The 22,313-nt window shown below is 30.7% G+C and carries 18 protein-coding genes; 6 read left to right on the forward strand and 12 right to left on the reverse strand.

Going from position 1 to position 22,313, the window contains the following annotated elements:
* The 4 genes from arsS to ACYPV9_RS07335 all read right to left on the reverse strand — a co-directional run bounded on the left by arsS (position 1) and on the right by ACYPV9_RS07335 (position 3,106).
* Positions 1-1,056, reverse strand: coding sequence for an arsenosugar biosynthesis radical SAM (seleno)protein ArsS (arsS, locus tag ACYPV9_RS07320; protein ID WP_299064754.1), 1,056 nt, complete (start codon positions 1,054-1,056; stop codon positions 1-3).
* 204 nt (positions 1,057-1,260) lie between these two features.
* Positions 1,261-1,596, reverse strand: a complete 336-nt coding sequence (locus tag ACYPV9_RS07325) for an arsenosugar biosynthesis-associated peroxidase-like protein (protein ID WP_077809920.1) — start codon at positions 1,594-1,596, stop codon at positions 1,261-1,263.
* 69 nt (positions 1,597-1,665) lie between these two features.
* Complete coding sequence (locus ACYPV9_RS07330) at positions 1,666-2,376, reverse strand: DUF547 domain-containing protein (protein WP_459742690.1); 711 nt, start codon at positions 2,374-2,376, stop codon at positions 1,666-1,668.
* A 46-nt stretch (positions 2,377-2,422) separates the two neighbouring features.
* Positions 2,423-3,106 carry a queuosine precursor transporter gene (locus ACYPV9_RS07335; protein ID WP_459742692.1) on the reverse strand — a complete coding sequence of 228 codons (684 nt, stop codon included), beginning with the start codon at positions 3,104-3,106 and terminating at the stop codon, positions 2,423-2,425.
* Between the two features lie 169 nt (positions 3,107-3,275).
* Here ACYPV9_RS07335 and fabD point away from each other — a divergent pair, with 169 nt between their 5' ends.
* Positions 3,276-4,160 (forward strand): ACP S-malonyltransferase, encoded by an 885-nt coding sequence (gene fabD, locus ACYPV9_RS07340; protein WP_459742693.1) that lies wholly within the window; start codon positions 3,276-3,278, stop codon positions 4,158-4,160.
* Between the two features lie 232 nt (positions 4,161-4,392).
* Entirely contained in the window at positions 4,393-7,980 is a 3,588-nt protein-coding gene (locus ACYPV9_RS07345) for a T9SS type A sorting domain-containing protein (protein ID WP_459742694.1), read from the forward strand.
* An 83-nt stretch (positions 7,981-8,063) separates the two neighbouring features.
* On the opposite strand, the gene ACYPV9_RS07350 is transcribed toward ACYPV9_RS07345, so the two are convergent.
* From ACYPV9_RS07350 to ACYPV9_RS07365, 4 genes are all read right to left on the reverse strand, one after another.
* The gene (locus tag ACYPV9_RS07350; protein WP_459742696.1) at positions 8,064-10,898 is read right to left on the reverse strand and encodes a M16 family metallopeptidase; all 2,835 of its coding nucleotides are present in this window, start codon (positions 10,896-10,898) and stop codon (positions 8,064-8,066) included.
* Positions 10,899-11,012: 114 nt separating this feature from the next.
* Positions 11,013-11,207: a hypothetical protein gene (locus ACYPV9_RS07355; RefSeq protein WP_299064764.1), complete on the reverse strand. Its 195-nt coding sequence runs from the start codon at positions 11,205-11,207 to the stop codon at positions 11,013-11,015.
* A 279-nt stretch (positions 11,208-11,486) separates the two neighbouring features.
* Positions 11,487-12,500, reverse strand: coding sequence for a UDP-glucose 4-epimerase GalE (galE, locus tag ACYPV9_RS07360; protein ID WP_459742698.1), 1,014 nt, complete (start codon positions 12,498-12,500; stop codon positions 11,487-11,489).
* A gap of 9 nt (positions 12,501-12,509) precedes the next feature.
* Positions 12,510-13,673, reverse strand: coding sequence for a DegT/DnrJ/EryC1/StrS family aminotransferase (locus ACYPV9_RS07365; RefSeq protein ID WP_459742700.1), 1,164 nt, complete (start codon positions 13,671-13,673; stop codon positions 12,510-12,512).
* A gap of 59 nt (positions 13,674-13,732) precedes the next feature.
* Between ACYPV9_RS07365 and ACYPV9_RS07370 the strand changes: the two genes are divergently transcribed.
* Together ACYPV9_RS07370 and ACYPV9_RS07375 are read left to right on the forward strand one after the other, a co-directional pair.
* Positions 13,733-16,126, forward strand: coding sequence for a penicillin acylase family protein (locus tag ACYPV9_RS07370; protein ID WP_459742702.1), 2,394 nt, complete (start codon positions 13,733-13,735; stop codon positions 16,124-16,126).
* A 52-nt stretch (positions 16,127-16,178) separates the two neighbouring features.
* The gene (locus ACYPV9_RS07375; protein ID WP_299064768.1) at positions 16,179-16,769 is read left to right on the forward strand and encodes a PhnA domain-containing protein; all 591 of its coding nucleotides are present in this window, start codon (positions 16,179-16,181) and stop codon (positions 16,767-16,769) included.
* 124 nt (positions 16,770-16,893) lie between these two features.
* Here ACYPV9_RS07375 and ACYPV9_RS07380 read toward each other — a convergent pair whose 3' ends face one another.
* Complete coding sequence (locus ACYPV9_RS07380; protein WP_459742704.1) at positions 16,894-17,994, reverse strand: DUF4407 domain-containing protein; 1,101 nt, start codon at positions 17,992-17,994, stop codon at positions 16,894-16,896.
* Between the two features lie 167 nt (positions 17,995-18,161).
* On the opposite strand from ACYPV9_RS07380, the gene ACYPV9_RS07385 reads away from it, so the two are divergent.
* Positions 18,162-18,377, forward strand: coding sequence for a hypothetical protein (locus ACYPV9_RS07385; protein WP_459742705.1), 216 nt, complete (start codon positions 18,162-18,164; stop codon positions 18,375-18,377).
* Between the two features lie 161 nt (positions 18,378-18,538).
* Here ACYPV9_RS07385 and ACYPV9_RS07390 read toward each other — a convergent pair whose 3' ends face one another.
* Positions 18,539-19,726: a pyridoxal phosphate-dependent aminotransferase gene (locus ACYPV9_RS07390; protein ID WP_299064772.1), complete on the reverse strand. Its 1,188-nt coding sequence runs from the start codon at positions 19,724-19,726 to the stop codon at positions 18,539-18,541.
* Between the two features lie 29 nt (positions 19,727-19,755).
* On the reverse strand, positions 19,756-20,847 hold the full coding sequence (locus tag ACYPV9_RS07395) for a fatty acid desaturase family protein (protein ID WP_299064774.1): 1,092 nt from the start codon (positions 20,845-20,847) through the stop codon (positions 19,756-19,758).
* A 123-nt stretch (positions 20,848-20,970) separates the two neighbouring features.
* Between ACYPV9_RS07395 and rsmG the strand changes: the two genes are divergently transcribed.
* Positions 20,971-21,600, forward strand: coding sequence for a 16S rRNA (guanine(527)-N(7))-methyltransferase RsmG (gene rsmG / locus ACYPV9_RS07400; protein WP_299064776.1), 630 nt, complete (start codon positions 20,971-20,973; stop codon positions 21,598-21,600).
* 4 nt (positions 21,601-21,604) lie between these two features.
* Here rsmG and ACYPV9_RS07405 read toward each other — a convergent pair whose 3' ends face one another.
* The gene (locus tag ACYPV9_RS07405; protein WP_459742707.1) at positions 21,605-22,300 is read right to left on the reverse strand and encodes a hypothetical protein; all 696 of its coding nucleotides are present in this window, start codon (positions 22,298-22,300) and stop codon (positions 21,605-21,607) included.
* Between the last annotated feature and the right edge of the window lie 13 nt (positions 22,301-22,313).

Raw genomic sequence — 22,313 nt, forward strand, 5'->3', positions numbered from 1 at the left:
TTAAGCTACAACTCCTTGGCAACTACTTCCTGCACCAGCGGTACAACCATAACAATGCTGATTGATAATAATATTTCTGTTTTGAAGCAACTCCTCATTATAATCAGAAACGTGCTTTACCTTACTAGCTACTTTTAAATTTAGCATTTGGTTAAAATCACAATCATACAACCATCCATCCCAACTTATAGAAATAGTGTTTGTACACATTACATTTTCTACAGCAGCAGGATTGTAAGCATCTAATAAAGAATGCATGTAATCTTCGTAATTATCCGAAGCAATTAAATAATCTAAAAAACGGCTAATTGGTAAATTTGTAATGGCAAATAAACTATGAAAGTCTATATCAAAATCTGCTTTTAGAGCTTTCTTAAAATCGTTTTCTAAAGCCATTTGGTCTCCAGGTAAAAAGGCTCCCGACGGATTGTAAACCAAATCTAATTTTAAATTAGAACCAGGCATACCATAACCCACAGCATTTAATTCTTGTAAAGCTTTAATTGATTTATCGAAAACACCATCGCCACGTTGTTTGTCTGTTTTACCACGCGTCCAGTGAGGCATCGAAGAAACAACATGTACATTGTGTTTTTTAAAAAACTCTGGTAAATCGTAGTATTTTTTATTAGCTCTAATAATGGTTAAGTTAGAACGTACAATAAAATCTTTAATTCCGGCTTTCGCAGCCTCTTCTACAAACCACCTAAAATTAGGATTCATTTCTGGAGCACCACCAGTTAAATCTAGCGTATGAGCTTCTGTTTTTTTAATTATTTCTAAACACTGTTGCATGGTTTCAATCGTCATGATTTCTTTACGATCTGGACCCGCATCTACATGGCAATGTTCGCAAACTTGGTTACACATATAACCTAAGTTTATTTGTAAAATTTCTAACTTTTTAGGGCGTAAAGGAAACTGATTTGTTTCTTTAATTTTTGCAGCAAAAGTTGGTAATTCACCATTTGCAAATATGCCGCTAGAAAGAATTTCCATTTGACGAGATGTATTTGCAATATCGTTGTTTCTTGCTTTTAATGATTTTGTAGCCATATATTTTTGATGTTCAGTTAGCAGTTTGTTAGTTGTGTAAACTAATGCTGTAAACTGTTTGCTTATTTAGCTTCTTTTTAAAATTAAAAATTGTTCGCAATATTTACGAAGAAATTTTTGTTTTGGTTTTTTAAATTATAGATTCCGCTAAAAGCGGAATAAATGACCTCTAAATTTTTGCAAAAAGCAAAAACTTTAGGCTGCTTACATTTCTAATTTGTTCACTTTATTCATCATTTGTACACCGTGTACTAAAGTAGCACCACTTTTAATGGCAGCACCCACATGAATTGCTTCCATCATTTCTGGTTTTGTAATACCGCGTTGTAAACCATCTTTGGTATAAGCATCTATACAGTACGGGCATTGTTCTGTATGGGCAACGGCTAAGGCTATTAAAGATTTTTCGCGAGCAGTTAAAGCACCCTCTTCAAAAACTTTACCGTAATAATCAAAAAATTTGTTTCCTAATTCTTCGCTCCATTCTGTTATTTTACCAAATTTTCTTAAGTCTGATGCGTCGTAATATGTTTTTGACATTCTTTGTTTTTTAGAATTGAAATTGAAAGATACAAATAGTTTTGAAACAAAAATAGCATTTTCGAAAGGCTATTTTTCGTTCAAGCTCCAATCGTAATTTAAGTAACTGATTTTTGCCTTTTTATTAATTTTGATATCCGAATATTTATTTAAATAATCGATAACAGTACCCTCTTTTGTAAAATCGTCTTTAAACCAATTAAAGATTGAAGAAATTTTTACTTTTTTCTCAGATAGTTTGTTTCTAGAGCTATCATTTACAAATTCTTTCATTAATTTTTCTAGAGCACTATCAATATTTTCTTCAGTAAAGGCCATATTAGCTAATTTTGGACACGAGCCAGATGCACAATTTACACCTACATGAATTCTTGGGTCAAATAAGTTCTTACGTAAAATTTCATGCTCTATATGGTCTAAAGTATATGTCTTACCACCAACTTTTGCAAAAGGAATTTTCCAAGCAGTTTTACCTTTTTCTTTGATATCTGTAATACTTTTTAAAGGGTAATTGTCTAAAATTATTTTTAAAGTGTAAGCGTTGTAGGCATTTATCCAAAAAGCTTTTTGTTTTGCATCAGACCAAGAAGAATTTGGTTTTGTATCTTCTAAATAAGTAATATAGGTAGCTAATTTTGCTTCGTCTGTTTTTAAGCTTTTATAATCTACCAAACCTTTTTTAGAAACATGTGTTTCTAATAAGTTATTGAAAATAGAAGTTTGTGCTTGTAATTGCGAAAAGCCAAATGTGATTAAAAGTAAGAATGCTAATTTTTTCATTTTATAGGTTGTTTATGTTTTTTTAGACGCAGCTATGCTAATTCAATTACAAAATTTCTTCTCCAATTTTTAAATTGAATCTTTTACGAAATAAATATACAATGCCATACAAGAGCGGAGTATCTAATGCAGCCACAATAATTTTGAATAAAAAGCCACTAATTAGTAAGCCAGTAAATATAGACCAAGGTAAAATTTCAAAAGAAGATAATAAAAATAGCACTGTAAACGTGTCTATAAATTGCGAGGCAAAAGTAGAAAAGTTGTTACGCAACCAAAGATGTTTTCCGTGCGTAAGTTTTTTCCAAAAATGAAATATTCTGATATCTATAAATTGAGCAAATAGATAAGCTATCATCGAAGCAAATACAGCTAAAGGAGACAAGCCAAAAACTTGATGAAATGTTTTATCATCTACAGGAGAATTAACTATTGCAGGCGAAAAATCTGCTATTAAAATAATCAACATCGAAAAAAACGAGGCAAAAATACCAGCAATTACTACTTGGTTCGCCTTTTTTTTACCATAAATTTCTGATAAAATATCTGTGATTAAAAAAGTAATGGGATACGGTAAAATACCTACAGAGATTTCGAATCTGTATATTCCAAAAGGTTCCCAATAAAAAAACTTTTGAAAAATTAAATTAGAAGCAACCAAAGAAGCGATAAATAATGCAGCAAGTACAAGATAAATAGTATCGGCTAATTGTTTGTCTTTTTCTTTCATATGAACGAAGGTAGTAAATATTAGTTTTGTTTCACAACAAAATAAATAGATTAAACAAAAATAGAATTACTTTCAAATTCTTCTAAGTTTTAACCTTATAAAATCACGGTTTTATAGTCTCTAATAAAAAGGTTATTTTTGCCCCACAAACAACAAAAAAAGAATAAAAATGAAAGCATATATTTTTCCCGGACAAGGAGCTCAATTTACAGGAATGGGGTTAGATTTGTACGAAAAATCTGCATTAGCACAAGAATATTTCGAAAAAGCAAATGACATATTAGGGTTCTCGATTACCGATATTATGTTCGAAGGAACTGCAGAGCAATTAAAAGAAACAAAGGTTACGCAGCCTGCTATTTTTTTACATTCGGTAATTTTAGCAAAAGTTTTAGGAGATTCTTTTAAACCAGAAATGGTTGCTGGCCATTCGTTAGGTGAACTATCTGCTTTGGTTGCTAACGGAGTTTTATCTTTTGAAGACGGATTGACATTGGTTTCTAAAAGGGCTTTGGCAATGCAAAAAGCCTGTGAAATTGCTCCGTCTACAATGGCAGCGGTTTTAGGTTTGGCAGATGATGTTGTAGAAGAAACTTGTGCAGCCATAGATGGTGTTGTAGTAGCTGCAAATTACAATTGCCCAGGACAACTAGTGATTTCTGGAGAAATTGAAGCAGTAGAAAAAGCCTGTGAAGTTTTAACAGAAAAAGGAGCAAGAAGAGCATTGATACTACCAGTTGGAGGTGCATTTCACTCACCAATGATGGAACCTGCAAGAGAAGAGTTGGCAGCAGCAATTAAAGCCACTACTTTTAGTGAACCAACGTGTGCTGTATATCAAAATGTAGTTGCAAAAGCAGTTACAAATCCAGAAGAAATTAAAGAGAATTTAATTGCCCAATTGACTGCGCCAGTAAAATGGACACAGTGTGTACAAGCAATGATTGCTGATGGAGGAACAGAATTTATAGAAGTAGGACCAGGTAAAGTTTTACAAGGTTTAATGCGTAAAATAGATAGAAGTGTTACTGCAAGTGGAGCAAGTTTTGAATAACACTTATATTACATTTATAATTTTAACCCAAGCAATCTGCTTGGGTTTTTTGTTTGTGAGGAATAATACTTAAGAGTTAGGGTGTTTTACCTATGAGTAACATGATGATTAGAGTTTAATTTTGTTATATTATAAATGCCGATTGTAGAATGAACTGTTTATTTTTCAGAATTTTGTTTACTAAAAAGCTTTTATGAATAACATATTTGATTGTTAATTTAATTATATAATTATGAAAACAAAATTACTATTACTCGGATTTTTAATAGCAGTACAATCTTCTTTATACTCTTATAGTACAGATGATTTAGCCACAACAGCTATTCCAGATATTAATTTTGAACTCGCTTTAATTGATTTGGGGATAGATTCTGATGGAACTGTTAATGGACAAGTTCTAACATCAGATATTAATACCATAACTAGCTTAGATTTATCAGATCCTTTAAATAATACAAATTTCCCCAATGTTACAGGTAAAATTTCTGACCTAACAGGAATAGAGGGTTTTGTGGCATTGGAAACCTTATCTATAAATGATAACTTAGTTTCTTCAATTGATTTAAGTTTTAATACTTCTTTACATACTTTTACATGTGTAAATAACGCACTTACTTCACTTGATATTAGTTCAAATTTACTTTTAAAAACATTATTTTTAGATAATAATCAAGTTTCAATCTTAAATGTAAATGCAAACACACTTTTAGAAACCTTATCTTTTACCTTAAATAATGTGAGTATTTTGAATGTAAACAATAACGGTGTTTTAAAATATTTGGCATTTGGAAGAAATCAAATAAATACATTAGATGTTAGTTTAAATACTAATTTAGAGACTCTTTTATGTGATAATAATGGGTTAACTTCTATAGATGTATCGTCAAATCCAAATTTGATTAATTTAGGTATTCAGAATAATCAAATTTCGTCATTAGATGTTTCAACAAATACTGCATTAGTTCAATTGTATTGCAGTTTCAATCAACTAACAAGTTTAAATATTGCGAATGGTAATAATGTAAATTTCACGTTTTTTCAATCTCAAAATAATCCAAATTTAACTTGTATTACTGCAGATGCTGCAACACCTGCAACTGGATACACAACTAATTGGTATAAAGATGTTACTCATATGTTTAGCGCAAATTGTTTTTCTTTGTCATGTACAGCAGATACAAATACAACAATTCAGAATACGACATTAACAGTATCTGCCACAAACGGATTATTAGCAAATGATACTGGAGGAACCTTAAGCGTTATAGATTTCGTAGTAAATGGTACAACAATATCAGCTGGAAATACAGCTAATTTATCAGAAGGTGATATCACTATAAATGGAGATGGTAGTTACACATTTATACCAGCTACAAATTACAGTGGAGTAGTACCTCAAATTTCGTATGCTTTAACCGATGGAACTTCTACTGTGAGATGTACTTTAGATATTACAACCAATGCACCAAGTTCTTTAACCTATGTACCAGATACTGCTTTTGAAAACTATTTAGAAACCCATGATGCTAGTGGAAATCTAGTTTCATTAGGAGATTCAAGTAGCATGGGAAATGGTGTGGCAAATGATACGAAAGTGTATACTCACAGAATTGATACTGTAACTTCTCTTGACGTCTCTAATATAGGTTTAAGTATATTAACGGGATTAGAGGATTTTAGAGACTTAGAAATTTTTGGTGCTTTTGGTGGAAACCCTGGATTAATTACAGCAGATTTTTCTAATAATACCAAGTTAAAAAGAATTACCTTTTCTTTAAATTCTAATGCAACCTCTATAATTTTTGGAAATTTACCTGATGTAGAATATGTACAATTGGGTTATAATAACATTTCAAATGTTGATATATCAGGATTACCAAATTTAGAAGAATTTAAAGAATTCGATGGGAAATTTAACTCCCTAAATACTTCTGGTAACCCAAATCTAAAAATATTATCTATAATAGGCTCTGATGTAAATAGTTTAGATCTTTCTGCAAATACAAATTTAGAGACACTTAATATTGTTTCAAGTCAATTAATTAATTTAAACCTTAACAGTAATTTAAATTTGGTAAATTTAGATGTATCTAATAATAGTATTACTAGTTTAGATCTTTCAAAGAATAAAAAAATAGAGACATTAAATCTAAGTAATAATCAATTAGCTTCTCTTAATTTAAAAAATAGTTTTAATACCTTAATTAACACAGTTGTTAATCCTTTAGCGTTTAATATTACGAATAACTCAAATCTGACTTGTGTTTTGGTTGATAGTGTTGCTTATTCTGATGCAAATTGGATAAGTAAAGACCCACAGCATGTTTACAATACATCTTGTAGTTCACAATCAATAACATTAATACCAGACCCTAATTTTGAACAAAGATTAATTGCTTTAAATATAGACACTGACGGAGTTTTAAATGGACAGGTTTTTACTGCAGATATTAGTTCTTTAACAAATTTGTCCATAGTTGCTGCAGGTATAACGAATTTAACAGGCATTGAAGATTTTGTAAGTTTGACATCTCTTAGTGTAAGTTTTAATCAATTGACAAATATTGATTTGTCAAATAATATAAACTTGACGAGTTTAGGGGCTAATGATAACCAATTAGCAACTATAGATATATCACCCAATATAAATTTAAAAACATTAAATTTAGAAGAAAACTCAATTGTTAACTTAGATTTATCTCAAAACTTAGATTTAGAGGATTTACTTTTAGATAATAATAATATTAAAAATTTAGACTTAAGAAAAAATTCAAAATTAAAATTTATTAGACTGTATAATAATAATTTAGAAAGTTTAGATATTAGAAACGGTAACAATACAATGATTTCTACCTACAGTACTAAATTAAATGCGAATTTGAATTGTGTAGCTGTAGACAATGTAAATCATTTTAATACCAATTTTAATGTAGGAACAATTTGGAAAGATACTCATACATCATTTAACACAGACTGCTCATCAGTTTGGTCTGTAATGACAAATCCAACAACAACAACAGCATTGTTAGCAGTTTCAGGTTTAGATGTAGATAATGATGGAAAAATAACTGTTGCAGAAGCGGCAGCTTTTACTGGAAATGCTAATGGAGAATTAAACTTAAGTGGCACAGGAATTACTGATGTAGAAGGTTTGGCAGCTTTTACAAGTATTTTAAAATTAGATGTTTCAGGAAACGGAATTACAGATTTAAGTCCGCTAACAGGTTCTAGTTTTAATACCATTGCTAAATCTACAGGTAAAACTAAAATTGTACAAAAAACAACAACAATGGCTTTGCAAACCTTAATTGCAAGTAATAATAATTTTGATGTTTTAGATATTAGTAGTTTGTCTAAATTAACAACTGTAGATGTTAGTAGCAATCCTAATTTAGTTACATTAAATATGCAAAACGGAAATAACGCAAATATAACTTCTTTTAATGCTTCAAACACACCTAATTTATCTTGTATTTTGGTAGATGATGTAAATGCAAGTTATTTGTCTTCTTGGATAAAAGATGTTAAAAGTGAGTTTGTTGCAGATGCTACAGATTGTAGATCAAAAGTACTTTCTTTAGAAAATATAGACTTAGATACCAATATTGTTTTTTATCCAAATCCTGTAAATGATATTTTAAGTATAAAGTTAAGTGAAGGATTAAACCTACAAGAGGTTAAGGTGTATTCTTTATCAGGTAAAAATGTTATGAAATCTAATAAATCTACTTTAGATTTTTCGAGATTGTCCAAAGGTTTTTACTTGGTGAAAATTATCACAGATAAAGGAGTGTCTGGTAAAAGAATTATAAAAAATTAATGTTCTTTTGAATTGGTTAATAATAAAAATCCCAATTTCAATATTTTGAAATTGGGATTTTTTATGCTTATAAATCAAGATTTTTAATTCTTAATCTTCTTTTGTCTTTCGTTTAATAAGATAGGTTCTCCATAACCTAATTCTTTCATTCTTTCTAATTGTGTTTCTGCATCACCAACAACCAACCAAATCATTTTATTAGGATTTACGTAGGTATTTGCTAACTCTGCAATTCGTTCTTTGGTCATGTTGTTTACAGTGTTTTCTCTGTCTTTTACATAACCTGCCTTTAAACCATAATTTGCAATATTAGACAACATTCTTAATTTAGCACCGGCAGTTTCAAATGCTCTGGCATTACTTTTAATTAAGAAACCTTTGGTTGTTTCTAAATCTTTATCAGAAAATGTGTTAGGATACTCTTCTAAAATTTTCTTTACTGCTTGAGCAGATTCTAAAGTAACATTAGATCTTACACCACTAGAAATTGTAAACGTACCTTTTGCTTTTGTTCCGGAAAAACCAGAACGAATGCCGTATGTATATCCTTTTCCTTCTCTTAATTCTTGCGTTAAACGAGAGGCAAAACCACCACCACCAAGAATGTAATTCATTACAGATGCTGCGTAGTAATCTTTATCTGTAGCTGCCAATGCTGGTGCGTCAAATTGTAAAACAGATTGTTTTGCATTTGGGATATCATAAAAATAGACTGCTGGCTTGGTAGGAGCTTCTGGTGTTTTATATGTTGGAATTGTAACAGGTTTTGCATTCCAATTTGTATTTAAAGAGGCTAATGAATTTACCACAGCATCTTCTGTAATATCACCAACAATCAACATTTTTGCAATAGAAGGAGAAATATAATTGTTATAATATTCTTTTAAATCTTCTAGGGTAATATTTTCTACAGAAGAAATTGTACCTAAGGTGTTTTTAGAACGGATGTTGTCTTCGCCATAAATTAAATTATTGTATGCATTTCTTGCAACTGCATTAGGGCTAGCTTCTTGCTGTCTTAAATTAGAAATAGTTGCTTTTTTAAGTAATTCAAATTCAGTTTCATCAAACCTTGGTTCTAATAACATTTCTTCTGCTAAAGCCAAAGTTTTGGTATAGTTTTTAGCTAATGTTGTTCCGCTTAAAGTAATGTTTTCTTTAGTTGCGTAGATGTAGACAGAAGCACCTAGTTCTTGTATTGCTTCTTCTAATTGTTGTACGCTTTTATTTTTAGTTCCTTTGTTTAATAAGTCTGCAGTTAAATTAGCAACACCCAATTTGTCTAAAGATTCTAATAACTGTCCGCCATCAATAGTTAAATTAAAACGCACTAAAGGAACTTCGTTGTTTTCGATTCCGTATACTTTTAACCCATTGTCTAAACTAGTTTCATAAACTTCTGGTACAGTTAAAGAAGGAGCTTTACCATATGGAGGTTCGATATGTCTGTCAAAAGAAGATGGTGTTTTCTCATATGAAGCTGCAATTTTAGGGTCAAAAGTTTCTTCTGCACCATTTACAATTTTTTCTTCAACAACATCTGCTAGAGTAGAGCCTTTAAGAGCAAGTTCTGCACTATTTCTTGGAACAAAACTAGTTGCTATGTAATTTTTACCTTTAATATACGTATTGTAAACACGCATTACATCGTCTTTAGTAACCGCCAATGTTTTTTTAATGTCTTCTGTGGCAAAACCAGGATTACCTAAATAGGTGTTGTTAGATGCTAAGTTAGAACCTTTTCCTAAGACACTCGATAAACCTAAGTAAAATTGAGTTTCTTGTCCTGCTTTTATTCTTAGTAAATCCTTATCAGAAATACCTTCAGATTCAAATTTTGCAAAACCTTGCTCTATACCAGATTTTATTTCATCTAAATTTTTACCATTAAAAGCTCTTACAATTAATTGCGTTTCACCAGCCAATTCAGATGCGTAATTGTACATCACTGTATTAGATGTTAATTTTAAATCGTCTACTAAAACAGTATTTAGTGGCGCAGATTTTCCGTCTGATAAATACTGTGTTAAAACTTCTAAAGCATAAGAATCTTCATGATACATTTCTACACTTGGCCAAACCATTGTTAATTGTGGCACTCTAGCAAAATTGTCTTCGTAATATAAAAACTTCGTTTCTTTTACTTCACCTGGTTTTTTTTCTAAAGCAGGAATTTCTTCGCCTTTAGGAATTTCATCAAAATATTTATGAACCCATTTTGTAGCTTCTTCAATATCAATATCTCCAGAAAGTACTAAAGTAGCATTGTTTGGTACATACCATTTTTTATAAAAATCTTTTACATCTTGTAAAGTTGCATTTTGTAAATCTTCTAAAGAACCAATTACTTGCCAATTGTAAGGATGATTTTTTGGATACAAATTCTTACCAATTACGTATTGATTATGTCCGTATGGTCTATTATCTACACTTTGTCTTTTTTCATTTTTTACAACTTGCTTTTCTTTTGCCAAAACCGGGTCTGTTACTGTATTTATAAAATATCCAAGTTTATCTGCCTCTGCCCAAATCATTTTTTCTAAAGCATCTTTTGGCACTGTTTGTAAGTAGTTAGTTCTATCTCTAGAAGTAGAACCATTAGCACCAGAGCCACCAATTCTTGCACTCATTTTATCTAAACCGCCTTTTCCTAAGTTTTCTGACTCTAGAAATAGTAAGTGCTCAAATAAATGTGCAAAACCCGTTCTACCTTCTTTTTCTCTTGCAGAACCTACATGAACCATAAGTTCTACTGCAACAACAGGATCTGATTTATCTACATGAAAAATAACATCTAAACCATTGTCTAGCTCTATTTTTTTATAATTAACACTAAGTTCTGTTGTTGTTTCTTTGGATGAATTGTTACAAGCAATTAAGCTTGCAATTGCTATAAAAGCAATACATATTTTTTTCATTTTAGTTGATTTTATGGCTTTAAAGTTACTAAAATAGAAAGTGAAGATTTACTGTTTTGTTGTTAAAATATAAATAAAAAAAATCTCAAAACAATTGTTTTGAGATTTTATAAGTTATTTGGCTAAAACACATTCGTTACAATCTTTTATTTGACCGTAATAGGTTTCTCTATATTTATGTACCGTTTTAATAGGTATTACGTTTAAAATTGTTTTTTTAATGTAAGTTACGTTTGTGTGAAGCTTACCCATTTTTGGTGTGTAACGCTTTTCTAGACGTGTTTTTCTTTTAATTTTAATCAGTTTCATGTTTTCTAGTATCATTGTAATTAATATGCCACAAAGTTAAAGCGATAAAAAAGCCTTATCAATTTAAAAGTGTTAAAACCCCAAGATGTGTACGAGAAATAAGAATCTGAAAATAGAAGGAGATTACAATTGTAAATATGTTAATACTTGCGGAATATAATTATCATATAAAAACTCATTTTTGGTTAATTTTTGATAAAAAACACAAAAAATCACTATAAATTAACATAAAATGCGTCAATTTATAGTGATTTCTTCTTGAAATAGATTTTATAAAACCTATTTATTTTGTTGTTGTTGCCATTTCCAAGCAGACGCTAAAGCTTCTTCTAAAGATTTTTCTGTTTGCCAGTTTAATTCTTTATTGGCAATAGTTGTATCTGCATAAGCTGCTGTAATATCACCTTCTCGTCTGCCAACAATTTTATAATTTAGTGGTTTTTTAGATGCCTTTTCAAAAGCTTTTATTACTTCTAAAACAGAACTACCTGTACCTGTGCCAACATTAAAATACTCGAATTTTTCTTTGTTATTTTTTTCTAACAAACGCTGTAATGCAGCAATATGTGCTTTGGCTAAGTCAACTACATGAATATAATCTCTAACCGCTGTACCATCTGCAGTAGCATAATCATCACCAAAAACAGATAATTCTTTTCTGATGCCTGCTGCGGTTTGTGTAACATACGGAATTAAATTTTGAGGAACGCCAATAGGCAGCTCACCAATTTTAATACTTTCGTGCGCACCAATAGGATTAAAATAACGCAAAGCAATTGCATTTAAACCATGCGCTTTGCATGTTTCTTGTATAATTTCTTCTCCTATTTGCTTGGTGTTTCCGTAAGTAGATTCTGCTTTTTTTACAGGTGCATTTTCAGTAATTGGTAATTCATCTGCCTGTCCATACACAGTGCAAGAAGAAGAAAAGATAAAATTATCGATGTTTCTATCTCGCATTTCTTGTAAAATGTAAACCAAACTACCAATATTATTTTCGTAGTAATCTAAAGGATTCTGTACGCTTTCGCCAACGGCTTTAAAGGCGGCAAAGTGAATAATCCCATCAACTTTATTGTTTTTAAAGAAATTATTTACATCTTCTTTAACTCGTAAATCTATTTGATGAAATTCTGGTTTTGTACCTGTAATATCAGCAATATTATCTAAAACACTTATTGTTGTATTCGATAAATCATCTATAATTATTACTTCAAAACCTTTATTTTGAAGCTCTACAACTGTGTGCGAACCAATAAAACCTAAACCACCAGTAACCAATATCTTTTTCATAGAAAGTTGTTATTTAATAAAATTATTTATCGTTTTAGTAATAAACTCTAATTGTTCTGTATCTAATTCTGTATGCATTGGTAAAGAAATTACTGTTTGAATTAGCTTGTTTGTAACCGGAAAATCACTTTCATTATATCTATCGTCTTTGTATGCTTTTTGCGCATGTAAAGCAACAGGATAATAAATTGCATTCGGTATACCATTGTCTAGCAAATGTTTGTGTAATTCATCTCTTTTACCATTTGTAATTTGCAAAGTATATTGATGAAAAACATGACAATCACAAACATCACAAATTTCACCACAACTATTGGTTGCATTCGATTTTGTAGTTGGTGTTATAATATTTGGGTTGCTAGCAAATGCTTTGTTGTAAAACCTAGCAGCATTTCTTCTAGCATTACAATAACTATCTAAAAGAGGTAATTTTGCTTTTAAAACTCCAGCTTGTATAGAATCTAATCTAGAATTTACGCCCACAACATCATGATAATAACGCATGTACATTCCGTGATTTACAATTCCTCTAATTGTATGTGCAAGTGCATCATCATTTGTAAAAATAGCACCACCATCTCCGTAACAACCTAAATTTTTTGACGGAAAAAACGAAGTTGTACCAACATTACCAATAGTACCAGCTTTCTTTTTTGATCCATCTTTAAAAGTATAATTTGCACCAATTGCTTGTGCATTATCTTCTATAACAAACAAATTATGTTCTCTTGCAATTTCCATTAAAGCATCCATATTGGCTACTTGGCCAAATAAATGAACCGGTACAATTGCTTTTGTTTTAGGAGTAATTGCTTTTTTTAAAGCCTCTATATTAATGTTAAAAGTATCTTGATCTACATCAACTAAAACAGGTGTTAATTTTAATAGCGCAATTACTTCTACAGTTGCAGCAAATGTAAAATCTGCAGTAATTACTTCATCTCCTTGTTCTAAACCTAAGCCCATCATTGCTATTTGCAATGCATCTGTACCATTTGCACACGGTATTACATGTTTAACGCCTAAATATTTTTCTAAATCTGCTTGAAATTCATGAACCAAAGGTCCATTAATATATGCCGATGTATTTAGAACTTGTTCAATAGAATTATTAACAGAGTCTTTTATTTTTGCATATTGACCTTGAAGGTCTACCATTTGAATTTTTTTCATGAAGTATGATTTAATAATCAGTTTCAAAAATACAATTTAAATCTATTATCTTTGGATTTATGAAACACATTTCCTTGAAATTTATTAAAAAAATTGTTGCTATTTTATTTATAGTAGCTGTAGGTTTAGTAGTAGCTGCTATGTTTTATTTTAATAGTTTAAAGCCAGATTATAATGGTGAAATAGATATTGAAAACACTACAAAAGATGTAGCGGTTTATTTTGATGAAATAGGAGTACCTCACATCACAGCAGAAAACCAAAAAGATGCATATGTGGCTTTAGGTTATGTGCATGCGCAAGATAGGTTGTGGCAAATGGAACTGATTAGAAGAATTGCCGCAGGAAGGTTGGCTGAAATTTTCGGAGAAAAGTTAATACGTACAGACAAATTATTTTCTGGTTTAGGCATCGAAGAAGCAGCAGAAAAAACAATACAAAATTTAAATAAGAATTCTGAAGCTTATAAAATGGCAATGGCTTATTTAGATGGGGTAAATCAATATATAGAAAACGGAACAACACCTATAGAGTTCAGATTGGTTGGCGTAAAAAAAGAAAAATATACGCTAAAAGATATGTATAATGTTTTTGGTTATATGGCTTTTAGCTTTGCTATAGCACATAAAACAGATCCGATGCTTAATGAAATTAAAGAAAAATTAGGTGACACATATTTTAATGAATTACTCGGAGTAGAAAATAAAAACTTAACTCTAATTCCAAATGAAAAGAACGCAGAAATAACTGGTGCTTTTTCTAAGGAAATGCAAAATCTTACTGCAGTTTTACCAATTTCGCCATTTATAGGCAGTAACTCTTGGGTTATTGGCGCAGATAAAACCAAAAACGGAAAAGTAATTTTTGCGAACGATCCTCACATTGGTTATTCGCAACCTTCCGTTTGGTATCAAGCGCATATTAAAACTCCAGATTATGAAATGTATGGTTTTCATTTAGCATTGGTTCCTTTTCCGCTTTTAGGACATAATAAAGACTATGCTTACGGATTAACCATGTTCGAGAATGATGATGTCGATTTCTATGAAGAGCAAAATAACCCGAAAAATGAAAATCAATATTTTTACAAAGATGGAATTTTAGATTATAAGAAAATTGAAAAAAGAATAAAAGTTAAAGACGCTAAAGATTCTTTGTATACAATAAAAGTTAGCAAACACGGGCCGTTAATGAACGGAATTATAGATCCTTTGCAAATAAAAAAGCCAATAGCAATGCAATGGATTTATACCAAGTTAGAAAACCAAATTATGGATGTAGCTTATGAAATTTCTCATGCAAAATCTTTATCTGATTTTAAAGAAGGTGCAAGTAAATTGCATGCGCCAGGTTTAAATATGATGTACGGAGACGCAAAAAATAACATTGCATGGTTTGCTTCTGGTAAATTGTATAATTACAGAGATTCTTTATACACTAAAACTTTTTTAAACGGATCTTCGGGTACAGACGAGATTTTAAATTACATAGATTTTGATGACAATCCGCAAGCAGTAAACCCAAAAAGTAATTATGTGTATTCAGCAAATAATCAACCAGATTCTATTCAGCATAAACTATATCCCGGTTATTATTTAGTAGAAGATAGAGCAAGAAGAATAGAAAACCTGTTAACTCCTAAAAATGATTGGTCTAAAGAAGATGTAGCAACAATGCTTATGGATGTGACATCGCCAGTAATACCAGAAATTTCTAGAGATTTAATTGCGGCATTAGATCAAAGTAATTTTTCTGCAAGTGAAAAAACAGCCGTTGCTATTTTAAAAGAATGGCAAGGTAATTTTGATAAAGAAGAAGTTGCACCAACAATTTATAATAGATTTATTTACGAGTTTCAAAAAAACACCTTTGCAGATGAAATGCAGAAAGGATATTTTCAATTTATAAACACACCTTTTGTAGAAAAAGTGTTGCCTGTTCAAGCAAAAAGAGAAAATTCAGTTTGGTGGGATAACGTAAATACTGTTAACAAAATTGAAACTAAGCAAGAGATTGTTACCAAATCATTTCAAAAAGCATTTCAGTTTTTAGAAAATCAATTAGGTGCTAATGTTGCTGGTTGGAAATGGGAAAGAGTAATTTCTGTAGAACACAAACATGCCGTTGGTGAAGTAGCTTTACTAAGAAAATATTTTAACGTTGGTCCGTTTATAACTAATGGCGGAGACCAAGTGATTAACAATCAAATTTACGATATCGATTCTACAGGATATTACAAAGTAAAAGCAGGCCCATCTACAAGAAGAGTTGTCGATTTTTCTGATGTAGAAAACAGTTTAGCCATTGTGCCAACAGGTCAATCTGGTCGAGTATTTAGTAAGCATTATAAAGATCAAGCTCAAAAATACCTAAATGGCGAGTATGTAAAAATGATGCTTAATCAAACAGAAATTAAAAACAGTAAAAACCTTTTAATCTTAAAAGCACGGTAGTAATTAGTAAAACTAATTTTAAAATGTACTTTTGCGGTATAAAAAATAAATAATGAGTTTACAACAAGAGCTAGAAAGTAGAAGCGGTAACCAATGCGAATTGTGTGCTGCAACAAATAATTTATCAATTTACGAAGTAAAACCAACTTCTACAGGTGGTGTAGATGGTAGTTTGTTGGCATGCGAAACATGTGTAACTCAAATAGAAAATCCAGAAGCTACAGAGGCAAATCACTGGCGTTGTTTAAATGATGCTATGTGGTCTGAGCACAGAGCTGTAAAGGTTGTGGCCTGGAGAATGCTTTCTCGTTTAAAAAACGAAGGTTGGCCACAAGATTTATTAGACATGATGTATTTAGAAGAAGACGATTTACGTTATGCTAAAGAATCTGGAGATCATTTAGATGAAAGTGAAAAAATTATTCATAGAGATGCCAATGGTGCTATATTACAAGCCGGAGATTCTGTGGTTTTAATAAAAGACTTAAAAGTAAAAGGTTCTAGTATGGTTGCCAAACAAGGTACAGCGGTTCGTAGAATTTCTTTAGACCACGAAAATGCCAAATATATAGAAGGCAAAGTAGGGCCAACACAAATTGTAATTATTACAGATTACGTTAAGAAAATGGCAGAAAAAGAATAATTTTTTTCCAAGAAAGTTATTGGGCGTTACCTTTCAGGTCGCGCTTTTCACTATATCTTTTTTTCGTACCTCAAAAAAGGATGCCGTTGCAATCGCTAACGCAGCTATTTGCCAACATATAGTATTACAGCATTTTTTGTTGCTTTTTATAAAAAGAATCGGCTTGCAATTTCATTAATTCGCGAGCCATTTTTTGTTTGTATTTATACAATTCTTCTTCTTCGGCAATATCTTTATAGACTTTGTTATTTAATGCTATATCTGTTGCCAACATTACTTCTCTTTGATGTACTTGCTGTTGTACCCAAGTTTTAATAGCAGACTCTTGTTCTTCTAATTTAAAATCATATTCTCCTTTCGGTGAAATCAATTTTGCAAAAATTGGAGACGTTTCTATAGCTAGAAATAATAGGAATATAAAAAAAGAAGGCAACCAAGGTAATTTGTTTAAAGCATTTACTCTTGCCATTAAACCATCAAAATTTGCAATAATAGGTTGTGTTTTAGATTCATTTAATTTCTGATTTTCTACTAAATCGGCAATTGCTAATTCTTTGGTTTCTATTTTTGCTGCATTGTCTTTTTTAAGTTGATTCAGTTCAGCCAAAGCAGTATCATGTTTTTCTCTTTTTTCTTTATACACAGGTCCTTTACCTAATAGTTTGGTTCCTTTTCTTCCTTCTGCTTCGGCAATATAAGTGTCATATAACGCATTAGTAGTAATTTCTTTTTCGACTATTTCATTTTTTAAAGCTTCTATTTCTCTATTAATCTTAGCAATTTCAGGACTAAATTGTGCTGCTATTTGAGTTTTGTTATCTAAAGTCATTTGATTTTTTTCTGTTAACAAAACCTGATTGATTTCTTTTTCGAATAACTTTAATTCTAAAGGTTTAGATATCACTATCGCAATTATAATTGCCAATATAATTCTTGGCGATGCTTGTAAAAATTCTTTCCATTTAGAATCTCTTTTTTTAATAGTTGCCACTATAAACCTGTCTAAATTAAAGATTAAGAAACCCCAAACTAAACCAAAAATAACGGCAGTATATGTATTATCGAAAACAGTGTATAACGCATAACTTGCAGAAATTGTAGCCATAATTGCTGTAAAAAATACAGTTGCACCAATACCAACATATTTATTTTGCTCTCCGTCGGCACAGTTATTTAGAAGGTTTTTATCTGCACCAGAGCAAATAATGAAGAATTTTTTAAGCATAAGATGCAATTTAGTTGTTGATGGAATATTTTTTTAATTTTTTTTCTCGTTGTCGTAAACCATCAACGCTAGAAAAATGAATTTATTTTACTTTTTAGAAACTTTTAGTCTGTAACAAAGAGTGTTAGATGTCGTCTTCTTTATATAAATCAATAAAACCAAATACCATGAAATATTTACAATCAACTACCGTATTAGAAAGAGGAATATTAACTTCAAGTTATAAAAAAGAAATAAAAAATAGTATTGCTAGAGAAAAAGGAAAGTCTATTTCTAAAATAAAAAGCTTTGTTTTTAATCATCAAACAAGACAAGAGAGTCAAACTGCTGTTATATTACAAGTTTCTTTATTTGTAATTACATTAGTTATGATTTCTATTTAATAGCAAATATGCATGCGTGAAGGATTGCAGCATTTGTTTGAGCTCTTTTGTGAAGTATGAACAAAAAGCGAGTGCAAAAGCCTGACCTGAAAGGGCACGCCAAAACAAAAAAAATCCATCTTATAATAAGATGGATTTTTAAAATAATTTATGTTTTGCTTTTAACTTAAAGCTTCTTTAATTCTTTTAATTGCTTCTCTTAATTGCAATTCTGATGCTGCATAAGACATTCTAATACAATTTGGTGCACCAAAAGCTTCACCAGTTACTGTTGCAACATTTGCTTTTTCTAAAATAAATAAAGAAAAATCGCTTGCATTTTCTATAGTAACTCCGTCTATTGTTTTACCAAAAAATGCTGAAATATCTGGAAAAACGTAAAAAGCCCCTTCTGGTACATTTACTTTAAAACCTTCTATTTCTCTTAACAAACCAACTACAAGGTCTCTACGAGTTCTAAACTCGTCTACCATATATTGTATTTTAGAAACTGGCGCTAATACAGCGGTAATTGCAGCTCTTTGTGCAATACAGTTTGTACCAGAAGTAACTTGCCCTTGCATTTTAGTACAAGCTTTAGCAATCCATTCTGGGGCACCAATATAACCGATTCTCCAACCTGTCATAGCAAATGCTTTTGCTAAACCATTAACAGTTATTGTTCTATCGTACATACTTTCTATGGCAGCAAAACTAAAAGGTTTAGCACCATAGTTTATGTGCTCGTAGATTTCATCTGATAAAACATAAACTTGCGGATGATTTTCTAATACTGCAGCCAAAGCTCTGTATTCTTCTTCGCTATACATAGAACCACTTGGGTTGTTTGGCGAGTTAAAGAATATCATTTTTGTTTTTGGTGTAATTGCACGTTCTAATTGCGCTGGCGTAATTTTAAAATCGTCGTCTATAGAAGACGGAATTTCTACAAATTTAGCTTGACTTAAAATAGATATTGCAGAATAACTAACCCAATATGGTGCAGGTAATAAAACTTCGTCACCAGGATTTAACAATACTTGTGCAACATTTGCAATAGATTGTTTTGCACCTGTAGAAACTACAATTTGACTAGGTTTGTAATTGATATTATTATCACGTTCAAATTTTGTGCAAATAGCTTCTTTTAGCTCTAAATAACCATCTACAGGCGTGTAAGAATTATAATTTTGATTTACAGCTTCTATTGCTGCTTCTTTAATAAAATCTGGAGTGTTAAAATCTGGTTCTCCTAAACTTAAACTTATAATATCTTTTCCTTCTGCCTTTAATTCTCTGGCTTTAGCAGCCATTGCTAATGTTTGCGAAACAGGTAAACTGTTAATTCTGTCCGATAATGGATGTTTCATTGTGTACTACTGTTAGTTGTGTGTATTTGTTATGCTATTTCTGGGTTTTGACCTAAAACTCCTAAGTGTCTAAAATGTTCTATAATTGCTTTACGCATGGTATCGTATTCATTATAAGGTAAATTAAACTCACTTGCAGTTTCTTTTACAATTTTAGCTAATTTATTATAATGTACATGAGAAATGTGCGGAAAAATATGATGTTCAACTTGATGATTTAAACCACCCGTATAGAAATTTACCAACCAATTGCTAGGAGCAAAGTTAGATGTAGTATATAATTGATGGACTGCCCAAGTGTGTTCTAAATTACCGTCTTTATCTGGTAATGGCATATCTGTATTTGGTACGATGTGTGCCAATTGAAAAACCAAACTCAAAATCATACCGGCAGTATAATGCATCACAAAAAAACCAATAATTACTTTCCACCAAGAAATATCTAATACTAAAATTGGTAAAGCAATCCATAGTGCATAATATGCCACTTTAGAGATTACTAATTTGGTCCATTCTGTTGTAGGATTCGGAAACTTACCATAAGATAATTTTCTTTTTAAATATCTGCGCATTTGCTTTACATCTGTTGTAATTGCCCAGTTTATTGTTAATAAACCATATAAGAAAATAGAGTAATACTTTTGAAATTTATGAATGTTAAACCATTTAGAATGTTCTGAAAAACGGATTATTCTACCAGCATCTATATCTTCATCATGGCCTTCTACGTTAGTAAATGTATGGTGTAAAACATTGTGTTGTACTTTCCAGTTATACACATTACCTGCTAAGATGTATATGCTGCTTCCCATTAATTTATTTACCCATTTTCTTTTAGAAAAAGATTCGTGGTTTGCATCGTGCATAACATTCATACCAACGCCTGCCATACCAACACCCGTTAAAACCATTAATAACGCCATTGCCCATTGTGGCATAGATACAGTTAATACAAGTATAAAAGGAATTAAAAATAAAGAAAACATTATAATTGCTTTTGAATACAATTTCCAGTTTCCGGTTCTTTTAATATTATTTTCTTTAAAATAAGTATTTACTCTTTTATTTAGAGTTCTAAAAAATTTAGCTTTATCAACTCTAGAGAAAGTTATTGTTTTCATTCAGTATTTTAATATTGATTTGCAAAAATAATCTTTTTGAAATTGCTTTTTATGATAAACGTCAGGTTTTGTTACTAATTGTTTGTTAACAATAACTATTTTTGCATTTCAAACATTACAAAGATGGATATCATTCACAAATATTTTAAAAATTTATCAGAAACACAAATAGCACAATTTAGCAAGTTGCAAGAATTGTATAAAGATTGGAATTTAAAAATTAACGTTGTTTCTAGAAAAGATATAGACGAGTTGTATTTACGCCACGTTTTACATTCTTTAGGAATAGCAAAAGTAATGCAGTTTAAGCCAGGTTCTAAAGTAATGGATGTTGGTACAGGTGGTGGTTTTCCAGGAATTCCGTTAGCAATTTTATTTCCAGAAACTCAGTTTCATTTAGTAGATTCTATTGGTAAAAAGATTAAAGTTGTAAATGAAGTTAAAGAAGGCCTTGGTTTAGAAAATGTAAAAACTTTTAATTGTAGAGTAGAAGAAATTAACGATAATTACGATTTTATTGTAAGTAGAGCAGTAGCACAAATGGAAACTTTTGTTGGTTGGACAAAAGGCAAAATTGCTAAAAAACAAAATCACGATTTAAAAAACGGAATTTTATATTTAAAAGGAGGAGATTTATCTGAAGAACTGAAATTATATACATCTGCAACAATTTATAACCTACCGGATTATTTTGAAGAAGACTTTTTTGAAACAAAAAAAGTAGTGCATTTAGGCATGAAGTTTAAAGGGTAATCAATTAACAAATCATTAGTAAACGAGTTTGCCCATTTTCTTTTGGTGCTCTATGTATACAAGGTAAAACTTTACTTGCAGGATGGTCTACAGCAAGTTTCCAGAAATTCCCGATGCCCAAGTTTGTAATTTGTGCATCGGGATTTGCTTTGTAATGCAAATCAAAATAGAAGTCTGATAAAAAAGCTTCAAAATCTTCTTCCTTGCCGTCATGTAATTTTAGTAATTCTTCTCTAATTTCTGGTATCAAGATTTTTTGTGTCGCTTCAGTGTTCGAAACAATATCACTTGCTGCTCCAAAATAAGTACATAGAAAAGTTGCTGTTGGTATTGGCGATTTATCTACGTGAAAAGAATACACATCAGTTGGAAAAAACGGATAACTGTCATCCGCATCGTAGTTTTTAATAATGTTTAAAACGGGCGCCGCACCTTTTTCTTCTAATACATTCATGTCATTCAAAAGTATTTCTCGGGCTAAATTCCCTTCTATACTCAATTTTAAAGATTCTAAATCTTTTACACTGATTACTGTAATTTTATCATTACAAATTATTTTATCTATTATTTCAGCAAAATTACCTAGTAACGTGCGTTTTAAACAAATTGCATTTGTGTTTTCTTGAAAAGGAGTTTTTAATAGTGCATCAAAACTAAAAACTTTTTTAACGTTTTTATTCTGATTTAAAGATAAGCTCATAAAAATGTATGAA

It is taken from the genome of Polaribacter sp. OB-PA-B3 (assembly GCF_054589375.1).

What these genes read in the sequence shown, in the direction of transcription:
- arsS (WP_299064754.1), bottom strand. Translation starts at nt 1,056, where the DNA reads ATGGCTACAAAATCATTAAAAGCAAGAAACAACGATATTGCAAATACA.
- ACYPV9_RS07325 (WP_077809920.1), bottom strand. Translation starts at nt 1,596, where the DNA reads ATGTCAAAAACATATTACGACGCATCAGACTTAAGAAAATTTGGTAAA.
- ACYPV9_RS07330 (WP_459742690.1), bottom strand. Translation starts at nt 2,376, where the DNA reads ATGAAAAAATTAGCATTCTTACTTTTAATCACATTTGGCTTTTCGCAA.
- ACYPV9_RS07335 (WP_459742692.1), bottom strand. Translation starts at nt 3,106, where the DNA reads ATGAAAGAAAAAGACAAACAATTAGCCGATACTATTTATCTTGTACTT.
- fabD (WP_459742693.1), top strand. Translation starts at nt 3,276, where the DNA reads ATGAAAGCATATATTTTTCCCGGACAAGGAGCTCAATTTACAGGAATG.
- ACYPV9_RS07345 (WP_459742694.1), top strand. Translation starts at nt 4,393, where the DNA reads ATGAAAACAAAATTACTATTACTCGGATTTTTAATAGCAGTACAATCT.
- ACYPV9_RS07350 (WP_459742696.1), bottom strand. Translation starts at nt 10,898, where the DNA reads ATGAAAAAAATATGTATTGCTTTTATAGCAATTGCAAGCTTAATTGCT.
- ACYPV9_RS07355 (WP_299064764.1), bottom strand. Translation starts at nt 11,207, where the DNA reads ATGAAACTGATTAAAATTAAAAGAAAAACACGTCTAGAAAAGCGTTAC.
- galE (WP_459742698.1), bottom strand. Translation starts at nt 12,500, where the DNA reads ATGAAAAAGATATTGGTTACTGGTGGTTTAGGTTTTATTGGTTCGCAC.
- ACYPV9_RS07365 (WP_459742700.1), bottom strand. Translation starts at nt 13,673, where the DNA reads ATGAAAAAAATTCAAATGGTAGACCTTCAAGGTCAATATGCAAAAATA.
- ACYPV9_RS07370 (WP_459742702.1), top strand. Translation starts at nt 13,733, where the DNA reads ATGAAACACATTTCCTTGAAATTTATTAAAAAAATTGTTGCTATTTTA.
- ACYPV9_RS07375 (WP_299064768.1), top strand. Translation starts at nt 16,179, where the DNA reads ATGAGTTTACAACAAGAGCTAGAAAGTAGAAGCGGTAACCAATGCGAA.
- ACYPV9_RS07380 (WP_459742704.1), bottom strand. Translation starts at nt 17,994, where the DNA reads ATGCTTAAAAAATTCTTCATTATTTGCTCTGGTGCAGATAAAAACCTT.
- ACYPV9_RS07385 (WP_459742705.1), top strand. Translation starts at nt 18,162, where the DNA reads ATGAAATATTTACAATCAACTACCGTATTAGAAAGAGGAATATTAACT.
- ACYPV9_RS07390 (WP_299064772.1), bottom strand. Translation starts at nt 19,726, where the DNA reads ATGAAACATCCATTATCGGACAGAATTAACAGTTTACCTGTTTCGCAA.
- ACYPV9_RS07395 (WP_299064774.1), bottom strand. Translation starts at nt 20,847, where the DNA reads ATGAAAACAATAACTTTCTCTAGAGTTGATAAAGCTAAATTTTTTAGA.
- rsmG (WP_299064776.1), top strand. Translation starts at nt 20,971, where the DNA reads ATGGATATCATTCACAAATATTTTAAAAATTTATCAGAAACACAAATA.
- ACYPV9_RS07405 (WP_459742707.1), bottom strand. Translation starts at nt 22,300, where the DNA reads ATGAGCTTATCTTTAAATCAGAATAAAAACGTTAAAAAAGTTTTTAGT.